Origin of the sequence: Ornithinimicrobium sufpigmenti, from assembly GCF_004322775.1 — a bacterium.
GTDB classification, from domain to species: Bacteria; Actinomycetota; Actinomycetes; order Actinomycetales; family Dermatophilaceae; genus Ornithinicoccus; species Ornithinicoccus sufpigmenti.
This window is the reverse complement of sequence record NZ_CP036403.1, coordinates 2,930,153-2,945,744: the sequence shown is the minus strand read 5'-3', so window position 1 is coordinate 2,945,744 and position 15,592 is coordinate 2,930,153. Positions and strand designations below refer to the sequence as shown.

The 15,592-nt window shown below is 71.7% G+C and carries 13 protein-coding genes; 11 read left to right on the top strand and 2 right to left on the bottom strand.

What is annotated here, in order from left to right:
• Positions 1-842 precede the first annotated feature (842 nt).
• Positions 843-2,090 (bottom strand): THUMP-like domain-containing protein, encoded by a 1,248-nt coding sequence (locus ESZ52_RS13505; protein WP_238154433.1) that lies wholly within the window; start codon positions 2,088-2,090, stop codon positions 843-845.
• A gap of 67 nt (positions 2,091-2,157) precedes the next feature.
• Here ESZ52_RS13505 and ESZ52_RS13500 point away from each other — a divergent pair, with 67 nt between their 5' ends.
• From ESZ52_RS13500 to groL, 3 genes are all read left to right on the top strand, one after another.
• Entirely contained in the window at positions 2,158-3,426 is a 1,269-nt protein-coding gene (locus tag ESZ52_RS13500; protein WP_131105388.1) for a phospholipase D-like domain-containing protein, read from the top strand.
• A gap of 231 nt (positions 3,427-3,657) precedes the next feature.
• Complete coding sequence (groES, locus tag ESZ52_RS13495) at positions 3,658-3,954, top strand: co-chaperone GroES (protein WP_131105387.1); 297 nt, start codon at positions 3,658-3,660, stop codon at positions 3,952-3,954.
• A gap of 108 nt (positions 3,955-4,062) precedes the next feature.
• Positions 4,063-5,670: a chaperonin GroEL gene (groL, locus tag ESZ52_RS13490; protein ID WP_131105386.1), complete on the top strand. Its 1,608-nt coding sequence runs from the start codon at positions 4,063-4,065 to the stop codon at positions 5,668-5,670.
• A 189-nt stretch (positions 5,671-5,859) separates the two neighbouring features.
• Here groL and ESZ52_RS13485 read toward each other — a convergent pair whose 3' ends face one another.
• Positions 5,860-6,141, bottom strand: a complete 282-nt coding sequence (locus ESZ52_RS13485; RefSeq protein ID WP_131106639.1) for a WhiB family transcriptional regulator — start codon at positions 6,139-6,141, stop codon at positions 5,860-5,862.
• Between the two features lie 274 nt (positions 6,142-6,415).
• On the opposite strand from ESZ52_RS13485, the gene guaB reads away from it, so the two are divergent.
• From guaB to ESZ52_RS13445, 8 genes are all read left to right on the top strand, one after another.
• Positions 6,416-7,930 (top strand): IMP dehydrogenase, encoded by a 1,515-nt coding sequence (gene guaB / locus ESZ52_RS13480; protein WP_131105385.1) that lies wholly within the window; start codon positions 6,416-6,418, stop codon positions 7,928-7,930.
• 129 nt (positions 7,931-8,059) lie between these two features.
• Complete coding sequence (locus ESZ52_RS13475; RefSeq protein WP_131105384.1) at positions 8,060-9,181, top strand: GuaB3 family IMP dehydrogenase-related protein; 1,122 nt, start codon at positions 8,060-8,062, stop codon at positions 9,179-9,181.
• Entirely contained in the window at positions 9,168-10,616 is a 1,449-nt protein-coding gene (locus ESZ52_RS13470) for a YncE family protein (RefSeq protein ID WP_131105383.1), read from the top strand. Before ESZ52_RS13475 ends, ESZ52_RS13470 begins: the two co-directional genes overlap by 14 nt.
• A gap of 29 nt (positions 10,617-10,645) precedes the next feature.
• Complete coding sequence (locus ESZ52_RS13465) at positions 10,646-11,551, top strand: SURF1 family protein (protein WP_131105382.1); 906 nt, start codon at positions 10,646-10,648, stop codon at positions 11,549-11,551.
• Positions 11,548-11,883, top strand: a complete 336-nt coding sequence (locus ESZ52_RS13460) for a DUF3817 domain-containing protein (RefSeq protein ID WP_131105381.1) — start codon at positions 11,548-11,550, stop codon at positions 11,881-11,883. Before ESZ52_RS13465 ends, ESZ52_RS13460 begins: the two co-directional genes overlap by 4 nt.
• A complete protein-coding gene (guaA, locus tag ESZ52_RS13455) occupies positions 11,880-13,457 on the top strand; it encodes a glutamine-hydrolyzing GMP synthase (protein ID WP_131105380.1) in 1,578 nt (525 codons plus the stop codon). The genes ESZ52_RS13460 and guaA overlap by 4 nt, the downstream gene beginning before the upstream one ends.
• 5 nt (positions 13,458-13,462) lie before the next feature.
• Complete coding sequence (locus ESZ52_RS13450) at positions 13,463-14,776, top strand: Mur ligase family protein (RefSeq protein ID WP_131105379.1); 1,314 nt, start codon at positions 13,463-13,465, stop codon at positions 14,774-14,776.
• Positions 14,773-15,585, top strand: a complete 813-nt coding sequence (locus ESZ52_RS13445; RefSeq protein WP_131105378.1) for a type 1 glutamine amidotransferase — start codon at positions 14,773-14,775, stop codon at positions 15,583-15,585. The genes ESZ52_RS13450 and ESZ52_RS13445 overlap by 4 nt, the downstream gene beginning before the upstream one ends.
• The last annotated feature ends 7 nt before the right edge of the window (positions 15,586-15,592 follow it).

Below are 15,592 nucleotides of genomic sequence, written 5' to 3'. Positions count from 1 at the left end.
GTCCCGCGGGACAGGGCACTGTTGACCGGGGTCCGGAACGCGGCCGGTGCGGTCGCGACCGCGACCAGGGTCGCGGTCTCCGCCCGCGACCAGCCCGTGGCCGGCGTCAGGTCCTGCCGCACCCGCGCCTTGGTCCGCCACCGCCACCGCTGCCGACCAGTCGCCGACAACTCCCCCACGTCCAACACCCCACGACGGGCCAGCTCGGCCCGGCCCATCGCGCTCACCCCCTCAGCCACCGCCACCAGCCGCACCCGCTCCAGGCGGGCAATGACCTGGTTCACCGCCTCCACCGCCGTCTGCGCACGATCCGCCACCGCACACAACCCATCCACCGACCCCGCCTCCTCACCCCCGGCCTCATCGGACTGACGAGTGATGCCCTCCGGCAGGGCCGGCCTGGAGAACGGCACAAACCCTGCCTCCACCCCCGCCACCGGCTGACCAGTCATGGCTGCGCCGGTGAGCAGGACCGCGTCCGCGAACACCGCCACCGCCCCCGCATCCAGGCCCGCCCGCGCCAGCACCGCCTCCAACTCACCCCGCAGGCCAGGGACGGCCGAAGCCCCCGCACCCTCACGAGACCCATCCCGCTTCATCCCCAACCACCCCCTCTCCAGTGGGCCCACAACCGGCCCGGCACCCCCGCCCGGAACTCCCCCTCCCGACGGTTCGTGACCGACACCCACATACTAGAACGCCAGTACGACACACCCTCGACTTATCCACAGCGATGTTCGTGATGTCTCTGGACACTGGTGAGAGTCCTGCATCGCGACATCGGGACACTCCGCCAACCGTCACGCTCGCGCAGCCGCCGTCAGGTGGCCTTCCCAGGCTCGTCAGGTGGCCTGCACAGGCTCCACGACCACGGCGACAGGCGTCCCAGCCACTCGGGTCAGGACCAGGACCGCCTCGGCGGACCCGGCCCGGCCCGGCCGCAGCCGCAGCTCGGTACGGAAGCGGTCGGGGTCGGTCGGGACGCCCCGCTTCTTGATGGTCACGCGCCCGAACCCACGCTGACGAAGCCAGCCCCTGACCATCTTGGCGTGGAGCGGGAGGACTTCTCGCACGGCATACCAGCGCGCCCAGGGAAGGGGAGTGACTGCCGGTGCGCTGACGTAGCCGGTGCCGTGGTCCAGCTCCCGGCCTCCCGTCAGGGCGGTCAGGGCGTCGACCCGGCCGGCGGCCAGCACCGCGCGGTCCGGCTCGGCCAGGAACGGTCCCAGGTCGGCAGGGTCGTCGAGGGGTTCTGCCTCGCTGTCGGGAGCATCGACCTCAACCCAGCGCACCTCACCGAAGGGGTCCGTCGTGCCGACCACCGCCCGCCGCCCAGCGTTGCGGACCGCTGCCCGCCACCAGACTGCGCACTCGACGACGCTGCCGTCGACGGAGACCCACTCGGCCTCGGTGCCGGCTGGGAGGTGGGCGTGCGGGAAGCCGGGGGAGAGCTTGGCTCCGGTGGCGGCGGCGTCCACCGCGACCTGCTGCACCACCGTCCACGACGGTGAGAGCTCCTCAAGCCGGAACACCCGCCGGGTCCGCCCCCGCACGTCGGCCACCCCGGGGGTGCGGCGCGCCGGGTCCAGGAAGGCCCCGTCATCCGGACCGACAGACACCCTGGTCGCATCTCCCACCCGGACCTCGACACCGGCCAGGTCCGCCAGGTTCGCGCGGGCCGCGACCGACACAGCAGGGTCGCTCTCGACCGCCGTCACCTGCAGGCCAGCCTCGGCCAGCCCGCGTGCATCCAGCCCGAGCCCGCAGCCCAGGTCCCAGACATGCGCGACGCCGGTGGCACGCCATCGCAGGGCGCGGCGTGCGGCGACTGCTGGCCGGGTCGCCTGCTCGAGGCCGTCCTGGGTCAGCAGCAGCCGGTCCGCGAGCGGGCCGAGCCGTGGGCGGGCCGCAGCCCGGAGCCGCGACTGGGTCAGCGCCGCGGCCACCAGCGCAGGTTCGTGCCCCTCGGCCCGCAGCCGGGTGCCGAGGGCCAAGGCCGCGTCCTCGTCGTAGGGCGGCAGCGAGGCGAGGAGGTCCGCGCCCTCGCCCTCGGCCAGGCGGATCAGCAGCTCTGTGTCCGGACGCTCCACCCCACCATTGTCGGGTCAGGCCGGTGCGAGCATGGCGCCGGCCGACCGACCGACTAGATTGGGCGGTATGCCGCTGCTCTCGCCCGACGTGCACAAACTCTTACGGCGCGGCCGCAAGCTCGCCCTGGTGACGGCGGGCGTCACGGTGGCAGGGCAGGTGACGCTGGGGGCAGCGATCATGGTGGCGGACGCGCTCCGCAAGCAGCGGGACTATGCGGAGGACAAGGTGCCCGAGCACCCGCCGCGCATCGCGGACGTCGACGGTAACGAGCTGAAGACGTACACCTTCGGCCGGCACCTCTACGACGACATGGTCAAGGCCATCGACGAGGCCCGGGACTTCGTCTACCTCGCCTCCTACATGTGGAAGGGCGACGAGGTGGGACAGGCGTTGAAGGACGCCGTCCTGCGGGCGGCAGAGCGCGGGGTGCTGGTCTGCATCGTCTACGACGGCTTCGCCAACCTCGTCGTGCCGAGGGAGTTCAAGAGCTTCCCGGACAGCATCCACGTGATGCCTTTCCCGGTGATGCGCACCGCCATCCCGATCATCGACATCCGCAGCACCGGCCGCGACCACCGCAAGATCCTCGTGGTGGACGGCCGGGTCGGTTTCGTGGGTGGTTACAACATCGGATCTCTGTATGCCGAGAGCTGGCGGGACACCCACCTCCGGGTGACCGGCCTCGCGGTATGGGAGCTGCAGAACGCCTTCGTGGACTTCTGGAACCGGCACCGCGGCCCGCGGGCCCGCCTGCCCGAGCTTCCGGACAGCGGCATCCAGCGGTGGAACAGCACCATCCACGCGGCGCGCAACGAGCCCAGCCGAGTCATCTACCCGGTGCGCGGCCTCTACCTGGAGGCGATCGACCGCGCGGCTCAGCGGGTCTGGATCACCCAGGGCTACTTCATCCCCGACCCCGAGATCAAGAACGCCGTGCTCGCGGCTGCGGGCCGCGGGGTGGACGTGCGGGTGATCCTGCCCGAGCGGTCCAACCACGTGCTGGCCGACCTGGTCGCCCAGGCCTATTTCGACGACCTGCTCGAGGGCGGGGTGCGCCTGTTCCACTACCGCGACGTCATGGTGCACGCCAAGACGATGACGGTGGACGGGCAGTGGTCGACCATCGGCACCGCCAACATCGACCGGCTCTCGCTCCAGGGGAACTACGAGATCAACCTGGAGATCATCGACCCGGACCAGGCCTCGCTGATGGAGCAGATCTTCGTCACCGACCTGGAGAACTGCGACGAGGTGACGCTGGAGCAGTGGCGGCAGCGTGCCTGGTACCGCAAGGGCGTGGAGCGGTTCCTTCGCCCGTTGCAGGTCATGCTCTGAGTCGTCGCGCTCGGTCGTCGCGGTCGGCCAAAGCCCCGGCGTGTTGGCACTCGGCTTGACCGAGTGCTAACCGTCGGCCTAGATTCGACTTAGCACTCAAGGCACGCAAGTGCCAGCCGCGAGCGCCGACCGATCCCCGCGACGGCGGTAGGCGCCAGCGGGGAGTGGCACCCGCAACGACCACACCGGCCGGTGGACACCATCGGCCGGACCACGAAAGGGAAGGTAACCGTGTCGGTTTCCATCAAGCCGCTCGAGGACCGCATCGTCGTCCAGGCCGTCGAGGCCGAGCAGACCACCGCCTCCGGCCTGGTCATCCCGGACACCGCCAAGGAGAAGCCCCAGGAGGGCGAGGTCCTGGCGGTCGGTCCCGGCCGCTGGAACGAGGACGGCGACGAGCGTGTCCCCATGGATGTCAAGGTCGGCGACCGCGTCATCTACTCCAAGTACGGCGGCACCGAGGTCAAGCACGGCGGCACCGAGTACCTGATCCTGAGCGCGCGTGACGTGCTCGCGATCGTCGGCTGACCCGCTCTGAAATTTCTGTGAGCCGCCCCGCCACACCCGCCCGTGCGGCGCGGTGAGGCGGGGCGCTCGCATGACCGACCACATACCACCGAAAGGAGCTGTGCGCCGATGGCGAAGCAGCTGCAGTTCAACGACGACGCCCGCAAGGCGTTGGAGCGGGGCGTCGACGCCCTGGCCAACGCGGTCAAGGTGACGCTGGGCCCCAAGGGCCGCAACGTCGTCCTCGACAAGAAGTGGGGCGCGCCCACCATCACCAACGACGGTGTGACGATCGCCCGCGAGGTCGAGCTGGAGGACCCCTACGAGAACCTGGGTGCCCAGCTGGCCAAGGAGGTCGCCACCAAGACCAACGACATCGCCGGTGACGGCACCACCACCGCGACCGTCCTGGCCCAGGCCATGGTCAAGGAAGGCCTGCGCAACGTGGCCGCCGGCGCCGGCCCGGCCGCGCTCAAGCGCGGCATGGACCAGGCCGTGAACGCCATCTCCGACCGCCTTCTGGAGACCGCCCGCGAGATCGAGGGCCGCGACGAGATCGCCCAGGTGGCCGGGCTGTCCGCCCAGGACCCCACGGTCGGCGAGCTGATCGGCGACGCCTTCGACAAGGTCGGCAAGGACGGCGTCATCACCGTGGAGGAGTCCTCCACCACGGCGATGGAGCTGGAGTTCACCGAGGGTATGCAGTTCGACAAGGGCTACCTCTCGCCCTACTTCGTCACCGACACCGAGCGCATGGAGGCCGTCCTGGAGGACGCCTACGTGCTGCTCCACCAGGGCAAGATCTCCAAGGTCTCCGACCTGCTGCCGCTGCTGGAGAAGGTCGTCGGCGCCGGCAAGCCCCTGGTGATCGTGGCCGAGGACATCGAGGGCGAGGCCCTGTCGACGCTCGTGGTCAACAAGATCCGCGGCACCTTCAACGCGGTCGCCGTCAAGGCCCCGGGCTTCGGTGACCGCCGTAAGGCGATGATGCAGGACATGGCCATCCTCACCGGTGGCCAGGTCATCACCGAGGAGGTCGGGCTGTCCCTGGAGACCGCCGACCTGGACCTGCTGGGCACCGCCCGCCGCGTGGTCTCCACCAAGGACGCCACGACCATCGTCGAGGGCGGTGGCGACCACCAGGCCGTCACCGACCGCGTCGCCCAGCTGCAGGCCGAGGCAGCCTCGACCGACTCCGACTGGGACCGGGAGAAGCTGCAGGAGCGGATCGCCAAGCTGGCCGGTGGCGTGTGCGTCATCAAGGTGGGCGCCCACACCGAGGTCGAGCTGAAGGAGAAGAAGCACCGGATCGAGGACGCCGTCTCCGCGACCCGCGCCGCGATCGAGGAGGGCATCGTCGCCGGTGGCGGCTCCGCCCTCATCCACGCCGCCGGTGCCGCCGACGAGCTCGGCCTGTCCGGTGACGAGGCCGTGGGCGCGACCATCGTCCGCAAGGCCGCGCAGGAGCCGCTGCGCTGGATCGCCGAGAACGCCGGCCTCCAGGGCTACGTGGCCACCACCAAGGTCTCCGAGATGCCCGCCGGGCAGGGCCTGAACGCTGCGACCGGTGAGTACGTCGACCTGGTCGCCGCCGGGGTCATCGACCCCGTCAAGGTCACCCGGTCGGCGCTGCGCAACGCGGCCTCGATCGCCTCGATGGTCCTGACCACGGACACTCTCGTGGTGGACAAGCCCGAGCACGACGAGGACGACCACGGGCACGGGCACAGCCACTGACGAACGGCTCGCAGGACCCTGACCTGCAGAAGGCCCCGGCGCAGCCTGCGCCGGGGCCTTCGTCGTGTCGCCGATGGGAAGCAGACCGTGTCGCGGGTGGGAAGCAGACCGTGTCGCCGGTGGGCGGCAAAGCGTGTCGCCGGTGGGAGGCAGACTGGGTCGCCGGTGGGGGGTGGGGGGAGTCGTTGCTCACCGGGTGCGGTTGAGGTCCACCTCGGCGTAGTGGGCGGCGCGTTCCTCCTCGGTCATGCCGCCCCATACCCCGTAGGGCTCGCGCACGGCCAGGGCGTGCGTGCGGCACTGCTCCAGCACGGGGCAGGCGGCGCAGACCTCCTTGGCCCGCTCGTCGCGGCGCCTCCGGGCCGGGCCTCGCTCACCCTCGGGGTGGAAGAAGACCTCCGGGCTGGTGGTCCGGCACAGCCCCTCGAACTGCCACTCCCACAGCTCCGCGATGGGTCCGGGCTGGCTCATCGCCTCCGTCACGCCGACCTGCTCCTCTCCGCCGGCACGGGTCCTCGACCCTGCCCGCTGTGGCCCGAACGTTACCCGAGGTGATGGGTCCACCGGGGAAATGTCGCCATGAGAACTGGGCCGGGAAAGTGCCGCGCGTGGCCGACGGGTGTGGCCGGTGCGGGTCGGGTGCGGGTCGGGTGCGGGTCCGGTGCGGGTGCCGCGCGGTCCGGGCACCCGTCGGCGCCCGTCGGCACCCGTCGGCACCCGTGGCGTCGCGACTTACACTCGGAGCATGATGTCTGGCGAGATGCCCGCCCTGCCCGACGCCTTCGCCCGCGTCGGCCTCACCTACGACGACGTGCTCCTGCTGCCGGGGGAGACCGACCTCACCCCGGACCAGATCGACACCACCAGCCGGATGACGCGCGAGATCTCCCTGAAGGTGCCGTTCATCTCCGCCGCCATGGACACCGTCACCGAGTCCCGGATGGCGATCGCCATGGCCCGCCAGGGCGGCATCGGCATCCTGCACCGCAACCTGTCGATCGAGGACCAGGCCTACCAGGTCGACCTCGTCAAGCGCACCCAGACGGGTCTGATCAGCAACCCGGTGACGATCGGCCCGGACGCCACCCTGGAGGAGCTGGACCGGATCTGCGGGGAGTACCGCGTCTCCGGCCTGCCCGTCGTCGACGGGACCGGGTTGCTGCTCGGCATCTGCACCAACCGTGACCTGCGCTTCGTCCCCGTGGCCGAGTGGGAGGACACCCTGGTCCGCGACGTGATGACCCCCACGCCGCTGGTGACCGCCCCGCCCGACGTCTCCCGCGAGGAGGCGACCGCGATCCTGCGGGCGCACAAGCGGGAGCGGCTGCCCCTCGTGGACGGCGAGGGCCGACTGCAGGGCCTGATCACGGTGAAGGACTTCGTCAAGAACGAGCAGTACCCCCGCGCCTCGCAGGACGCGCAGGGCCGCCTCCTCGTGGGCGCGGCCATCGGCTACTTCGGCGACGCCTGGGAGCGGGCGACCACGCTGATCGAGGCCGGGGCCGACGTCCTGGTGGCGGACACGGCGCACGGGCACGTCCGGCTGCTCATCGAGATGGTGTCGCGGCTGAAGAAGGACCCGGCGACCCGGCACGTGCAGGTGGTCGGCGGCAACGTCGCCACGGGGGAGGGCGCCCGGGCGTTCGTCGAGGCCGGGGCCGACGCGGTCAAGGTCGGGGTCGGGCCGGGGGCGATCTGCACGACCCGCGTGGTCACCGGGGTCGGCGCCCCGCAGCTGACGGCCGTGCACGAGGCCGCGATGGCGATCCGGGGCAGCGGTGTTCCGGTGATCGCCGACGGCGGGATGAAGTACTCCGGCGACATCCCCAAGGCTCTGGTGGCCGGTGCGGAGTCGGTGATGATGGGCTCGATGCTGGCCGGCTGCGAGGAGGGTCCGGGCGACCTGATCTTCGTCAACGGCAAGCACTACAAGGCCTACCGCGGGATGGGCTCGCTCGCGGCGATGAGCTCGCGGGGCAAGACGTCGTTCTCCAAGGACCGCTACTTCCAGGCCGAGGTCGTCAACGACGACCAGCTGATCCCCGAGGGCGTCGAGGGCAAGGTGCCCTACAAGGGCGCGGCCAGCTCGGTGGTCCACCAGATGCTGGGCGGCCTGCGGCAGGCGATGTTCTACGTCGGGGCGCAGACGGTGCCCGACCTGAGGGAGAAGGGGCGTTTCGTGCGGATCACCCAGGCCTCCCTGCAGGAGTCGCACCCGCACGACATCGAGATCACCGCGGAGGCACCCAACTACGGGTGAGGTATGCCGTCACCGGTCCAGGCCGGCCCGGCCGGCCCCGGGCCGGACCCGGGGAGACTCGGGAGACCGGGCGGGAGCCGCCGGGTGTCGGTGGCCGGGAGCGGTCCGGGCACTGGGTAGCCTGGGACGGTGACTGAGATCGAGATCGGGCGGGGCAAACGCGGCCGACGGGCCTACTCCTTCGACGACATCGCGGTCGTCCCCTCCAGGCGCACCCGGGACCCGGAGGAGGTCTCGATCTCCTGGCAGATCGACGCCTACCACTTCGGGATGCCGGTGCTCGGTGCGCCGATGGACTCGGTGGTCTCGCCGCAGACCGCGATCGAGCTCGGTCGCCTGGGCGGCCTGGGCGTGCTGGACCTCGAGGGGCTGTGGACCCGCTACGACGACCCCACCGTGGCGCTGCAGGAGATCGCCGCGCTGGAGGGGGAGGCGGCCACGGCCAGGATGCGGGAGCTGTATGCCGCGCCCGTGCAGCCTGAGCTGATCGTCGAGCGGCTGCGCGAGATCCGGGAGGCGGGCGTGACGGTGGCGGGGGCCCTGTCGCCGCAGCGGACCCAGCAGTACTGGCGCACCGTCGTCGACGCCGGGGTCGACCTCTTCGTCATCCGGGGCACGACAGTGTCGGCCGAGCACGTCTCCAGCCGCGCCGAGCCGCTGAACCTCAAGCGCTTCATCTACGAGCTGGACGTCCCGGTCATCGTCGGCGGTGCCGGCACCTACACCGCCGCCCTGCACCTCATGCGCACCGGGGCGGCGGGCGTCCTCGTCGGCTTCGGCGGCGGGTCGACGCACCGCACCCGCTCCTCGCTCGGCATCCACGCCCCGGCCGCCTCGGCCATCGCCGACGTCGCCGCCGCCCGGCGCGACTACCTCGACGAGTCCGGTGGTCGCTACGTGCACGTCATCGCCGACGGCGGCGCGAGCGTGTCCGGGGAGATCGTCAAGGCCGTGGCCTGCGGCGCCGACGCGGTGATGATGGGTGCCGCGCTGGCCCGGGCCGAGGAGGCACCGGGCGCCGGCTACCACTGGGGCAGCGAGGCGCACCACCCGGAGCTGCCGCGCGGGGACAAGGTCCACGTCGGCACGGTGGGCACGATGGAGGAGGTGCTCCTGGGTCCCGGCCGGACCGCCGATGGCACCACGAACATGATGGGGGCCCTGCGCCGGGCGATGGCGACGACCGGCTACACCGACCTCAAGGAGTTCCAGCGGGTGGAAGTGGTGGTGGCACCGTATGGCGGGTACTGACCACAGTGCGGGCTCCGGGTCCGAGAACCGGGTCGGCCAGCTGCGGGTGAGCAAGGACGCGGTGCACGTGCGCCGCCGTCGGCTGGCGGCCGTCGGCCTGGTCGGGGTCCTGCTGCTCGGGGGCTGCGGGGCCAACGCGCTGCTCGGCGGTGGCGAGCAGGACTCCACCGCGACGACGGGCGCACCGACGGCCGGCCCGGCCGAGGCGATGGCCCCCGTCACCGGCGACACCCCGGACGGGCAGGACGACGCAGAGACCAGCGGCCAGGCGGACGCCGGCGCAGGCTCCGGTGACGAGACCGGGCAGGAGGACGGCGCGGCGGGGGAGCAGCCGGGCGGCAGCGAGGACGAGGCGCAGGAGACTCAGGGGACGCAGGAGTTCGACTGGGAACGCGACCCGGTCGCCGCGGAGCACCCCAGCGACGCCACCGCGATGGAACGGGTGGACTACCTCACCGGTGGCCTGACGCCCAAGTCCGTCATGGCCTCCGGGCACGGTCTGGCCATCGCGAACAACATGATGTACAGCCATACCTCCACCGTCTTCGACACCACGACCCGCGAGCAGCTGGCGGTGCTGTCCGACAGCGTGGACGTGTCCGAGTTCGGCGTCGAGGGGCACCCGGGCACCTCCCAGGGCGCGCCCGTGGAGGCCGTCTGGACCGACGACGGCCGCTACGCCTACGTCTCCCAGTACACGATGTACGGGCAGAACTTCGGTCGCGAGGGTTTCGACAACTGCACCGTCCACGACGGGGTCGGCCCGTCGATGCTCTACCGCTTCGACGCCCACGAGATGGCGTGGGACCAGGTCATCAAGGTGGGCGCGGTGCCCAAGTACGTCGCGCTCAGCCCCGACCAGTCCACGCTCCTGGTCAGCAACTGGTGCGACGCGACGCTGTCGATCGTCGACACCCAGCTCGGGGAGGAGACCGGCACCATCGCGATGGACGCCGCGCCCCGCGGCATCGTGATCATGCCCGACAACAACACCGCCTACGCGGTCGCGATGTATGCCGACCAGCTCTACGAGATCGACATCGCCGAGCAGACCTCGGAGGTCATCCGCGAGATCGGGCCGCGGCCGCGGCACCTCAACCTCACCGAGGACGGCTCGACCCTCTACCTGACCGTCAGCGGCGCCAACGCGATCTACAAGATCGACACCGCCAGCGGGGAGATCGTCGACCAGGTCACCCCGGGGGTTGAGCCGCGCAGCGTGGCGATGTCGCCGGACGAGTCGGCGCTCTACGTCGTCAACTACGACGAGGCCACCGTGTCCAAGATCCGGACCTCCGACATGGAGGTCATCGACCGGGTCCAGGTCGACGCCAACCCGATCGGCATCGACTACGACCCGGTCACGAACACGGTCTGGGTGGCCTGCTACAGCGGCTCCATCTACGTCTTCGACGACCAGGACGCGCTGCTCTGACGCCCAGGAGCCTCCCTTACCCTGGGGGGGTGATCCGCACCGCCCTCAAGCCGGCCTGGCTGGCCCTCCTGGCCCTGCTGATCGCCGTCGTCGTCGCGTTCTACCAGCTGGGGATGTGGCAGATCGGTGTCAGCTCCAACACCGCAGCCCGGGAGATGGCCGCCGTCCAGACCGCCCGTCCCACCGAGCCGCTGGGGCAGGTGACCGCGCCGCACCAGACCTTCCCCGACGACGGGGCCGGTCTCTCGGTCAGCGTCGAGGGCGAGTATGTCGCCGAGCACCAGTTCCTCGTGCCCCACCGGCTGCTGGACGGGCAGGAGGGGTACTGGGTGGTGACCCCGCTGCGGACCGACGCCTCCGGTGCCGACGCGCTGATCCCGGTGATGCGCGGCTTCGTCACCGACCCCGGCCTGGCGGACCTGCCGCCCGAGACGCCGGTCGCGCTCCTGGGGACCCTGGCCCCCGCCGAGACCCCAGTGTTCGACGACTTCCCGGAGGGGCAGCGGGGCGCCATCGACACCGCCGACCTGGCCAACGACTGGGACCTGCCGATCTACAACGCCTTCATCTTCCTCGTCGAGGAGACCCCCACGCTCACCTCCGCCCAGGTGCAGCCGGTGCCGCCGCCGGTCTTCGGCGAGAGCGGCATCGAGTGGCGCAACTTCGGCTACGGCCTGCAGTGGTTCGTCTTCGCCGCGTTCGCCTGCTACATGTACTACCGGTTCCTGCGGGACGCGACGCGCCGGGAGAAGGAGGAGCGGGTAGAACGCGCGGACCTTGTGGATCGCGCGCCCGGCGCCTCGGTCGCTCCCGGCCCGGACGCACAGTCCGGCCCGGACGACCCGGACGGACAGCACGACCCTGCTGCACGGCATACCCCGCCCGCCGCCACGATGGCCGGCACGGCACCCACCCGAGAAGGAGACACCGCATGACCCCCCGCGCCAAGCTCACGTTCTTCCGCGTGATGGCCTTCCTGGTGGGGGTGTTCCTGCTCATCCTGGCCACCCACATGGTGCTCTACTACGGCTTCGGCAACGACGTCCTGGCCTGGTGGCCCGCCCCGCACGGCTGGTTCTACATGGTCTACATCGCCGCCACCGCGATGCTCGGCTTCGAGCTGCGCTGGGGGCTGGGCAAGATGGTGGGCGTGATGCTGGCCGGCTGCGTGCCGTTCCTGTCCTTCTGGGTCGAGCACAGGATCTCCGCGCAGGCCAAGGGAGCGATCGAGGAGCTGGAGCGCGACGCGGATAAGGTTGCCGCGTGAGCACCCCCGCACCCGCGCGACCCGTCCTCGTCGTCGACTTCGGCGCCCAGTACTCCCAGCTCATCGCCCGGCGGGTGCGGGAGGCCGACGTCTACAGCGAGATCGTCCCGCACACCACGTCGGCGGAGGAGATCCTGGCCAAGGACCCCGCGGCGATCATCCTCTCCGGCGGGCCGTCCTCGGTCTACGCGCCGGACGCGCCCGGGCTGGACGAGGCGGTCGTCACGGCCGGGGTGCCCGTCCTGGGCATCTGCTACGGCTTCCAGGCGATGGCGCAGACCCTCGGCGGCGCGGTCGAGCGGACCGGGCAGCGTGAGTACGGCCAGACCGTCGCCACCGTCGAGGACACCGGGAGCACGCTCTTCGCCGGCCAGCCGGGGGAGCAGGTCGTGTGGATGTCGCACGGGGACGCGGTGACGCAGCCGCCCGAGGGCTGCGCGGTGACCGCCAGCAGCCCCGGCGCCCCGGTCGCCGCCTTCGAGGACGACGAGCGCAAGCTGTACGGCGTCCAGTGGCACCCCGAGGTGCTGCACACCGCCCACGGCCAGCAGGTCCTGCGAAACTTCCTCACCCGCGGCGCGGGCCTGGACCAGACCTGGACCAGCGAGAACGTCGCCCAGCAGCTGATCGAGCAGATCCGCGAGCAGGTCGGCCAGGACCGCGTGCTGTGCGCCCTCTCCGGCGGCGTCGACTCCTCGGTCGCGGCCGCCCTGGTGCAGCGGGCCGTCGGCGACCAGCTGACCTGCGTCTTCGTCGACCACGGCCTGCTGCGCGATGGCGAGGCCGCACAGGTCGAGCACGACTTCGTCGAGGCCACCGGCGTGGACCTCGTCGTCGTCGACGCCCGTCAGCGCTTCCTCACCGCACTCTCGGGGATCAGCGACCCGGAGGCCAAGCGCAAGGCCATCGGCCGGGAGTTCATCCGCGTCTTCGAGCAGGCCGCCCGTGACGTGGTGCAGGACCGCGGCGACGACGAGCACCCGGTCAAGTGGCTGGTGCAGGGCACGCTCTACCCCGACGTCGTCGAGTCCGGCGGGGGCGCCGGCACCGCCAACATCAAGAGCCACCACAACGTCGGCGGGCTGCCCGACGACCTGCAGTTCTCCCTCATCGAGCCGCTGCGCACCCTGTTCAAGGACGAGGTGCGCCAGGTCGGCCTGGAGCTGGGCGTGCCCGAGTCGATCGTGTGGCGCCAGCCGTTCCCGGGGCCGGGGCTGGGGATCCGCATCGTCGGGGAGGTGACCGCGGAGCGGCTGGACGTGCTGCGCCGCGCGGACCTCATCGCCCGCGAGGAGCTCACCGCCGCCGGTCTGGACCGCGACATCTGGCAGTGCCCCGTGGTGCTGCTCGCCGACGTCCGCTCCGTCGGGGTCCAGGGCGACGGCCGCACCTACGGCCACCCGATCGTGCTGCGCCCGGTCTCCTCCGAGGACGCGATGACCGCCGACTGGAGCCGGCTGCCCTACGACGTCCTGGCCCGGATCTCCTCCCGGATCACCAACGAGGTCGAGGACGTCAACCGGGTGGTGCTGGACATCACCTCCAAGCCGCCGGGGACCATCGAGTGGGAGTGAGGGGTATGCGGCCCCGCACCACCGCCGCGCTCGCCGCCGGCAAGGCCGCCCGCCTGGCGTCCCGCCTGCGCGGGGGCGGCTCCGCCCTGCCCGGGCTGGTGGCCGAGCGGATCGACCCCGGTGTGCTGCGGCATACCCTGGGCAGCCTGCCCCGGGGGGTCGTGGTCGTGTCCGGGACCAACGGCAAGACCACCACCACCAAGATGCTGGTCGCGCTGCTGCGCGCGCACGGGCTGCGGGTCTTCACCAACCCCACCGGCTCCAACTTCACCCGAGGGGTCATCTCGGCCCTGCTGGGCGAGGTCGGGCTCGGGGGACGCGTCGACGCCGACCTGGCCGTCGTCGAGCTGGACGAGGCGCACGCCCTCCACTTCGCCGCGCAGGTGGCGCCCACGCACGCCCTGCTGCTCAACGTCGCGCGGGACCAGCTGGACCGGTTCGCCGAGATCGACCACACCGCCCGCCTGCTGACCACCCTGGGCCAGGCCACCACGGGCGGCGTGGTGCTCAACGCCGACGACTCCTTCATCTCCCGGATCCGTGAGCACCTGCAGCCCGGGGTCGAGGTCGGCTGGTTCGCGGTCGACCCCTCGGTGGCCGACCGGCTGCCCGAGCTGCAGGAGGCGGACGTCCGCTTCGCCGAGGACGAGCAGCGTCCCGACCTCGGTGACGGCGCGGCCCTGCTGCTGCCGGCAGAGGACGGCCGCTCCTGCACCGTGCGACTGCCCGACGGGTCGGACGTCGGCCCGGTGACGCTGCGGCAGCGCGGTCTGGCGGCGATGATCAACGCCACCGCCGCGACCGCCATGGCCCGTCAGCTGCTGGGCGAGGACTTCCGGGCGGAGGTGGCGGCGGAGGCCCTGGCCGCGGTCACCCCGCCCTTCGGTCGCGGTGAGGTCATCGACGCCGGTGGGGTGCCGCTGGAGCTGGTGCTGGTCAAGAACCCGGCCGGGTTCACCGTCGCCCTGGGCACCTACGGCAGCGAGCCGGTGGCCACGATGATCGCGATCAACGACAACTACGCCGACGGCCGCGACGTGTCGTGGCTCTACGACGTCTCCTTCGAGTCGCTGCGCGAGCGGGGCGTGGCGCTGACCAGCGGCGTCCGCGGCTGGGACATGGCGCTGCGGCTGCGCTACGACGGCGTGGAGGTGGGTGAGGTCGAGACCGACCTGGACCGGGCCCTCGATCAGTTCCTCACCCGTCACCAGGGAGAGCCGATGCGCATCTTCACCTCCTACACCGCGATGATGCACCTGCGCCGCCGCCTGGCCGACCGCTTCGGCCTGGCCCGCTTCGGCGAGGACCCGGCGGCATGAGCGCCGACGACGTGGACACGACAGACCCCGTGCAGGACGTGCGCACCCCGCTCCCGGACGACGTCGCCGCCCTGGCCGACGTCCCGGCCGACAAGGGCGAGGTGCACCTGGTGCACCTCTATCCCCGCGAGATGAGCATCTACGGCGACCTCGGCAACACCCGCTGCCTGGCGGCCCGGTTGCGCTGGCACGGCTACCGACCGGTCGTGCACAACCACCATCCCGGCGACACCTGGCCGGACCGCGTCGACCTGGTCCTGGGCGGCGGCGGGCAGGACAGCGGGCAGCTGAGGGTGCAGGAGGACCTCGCGGCGCAGGCCGACCGGCTGCGGGAGCTGGCGGCCGACGGGGTGCCCATGCTGATGATCTGCGGGATGTACCAGCTCTTCGGCAACGCCTTCATCACCGCGGAGGGGCACCGGCTGCCCGGGCTGGGCATCCTCGACGTCACCACCCGGGGCAACGCCACCCGGATGATCGGCCCGGTCGTGCTGGACACCGACCTCGGGCCGGTCGTGGGCTACGAGAACCACTCGGGGTCCACCGTCCTGGGAGAGGGACAGGCGCCCTTCGGCCGGGTGCGGCACGGGCAGGGCAACAACGGCTCGGACGGCACCGAGGGTGCCCGCACCGGCAACGTCATCGGCTCCTACCTGCACGGCCCGATCCTGCCGGCCAACCCCGGCCTGGCCGACGGTCTGCTGGAGGCGGCCGCACGCCGGGCCACCGGAGAGTGGGCACCGGCGCAGATCGACGACTCCCTCGCCCGGCAGGCCCACGGGCGCCAGGTGCGCCGGCTGCTCGGCTGAGCAGGCT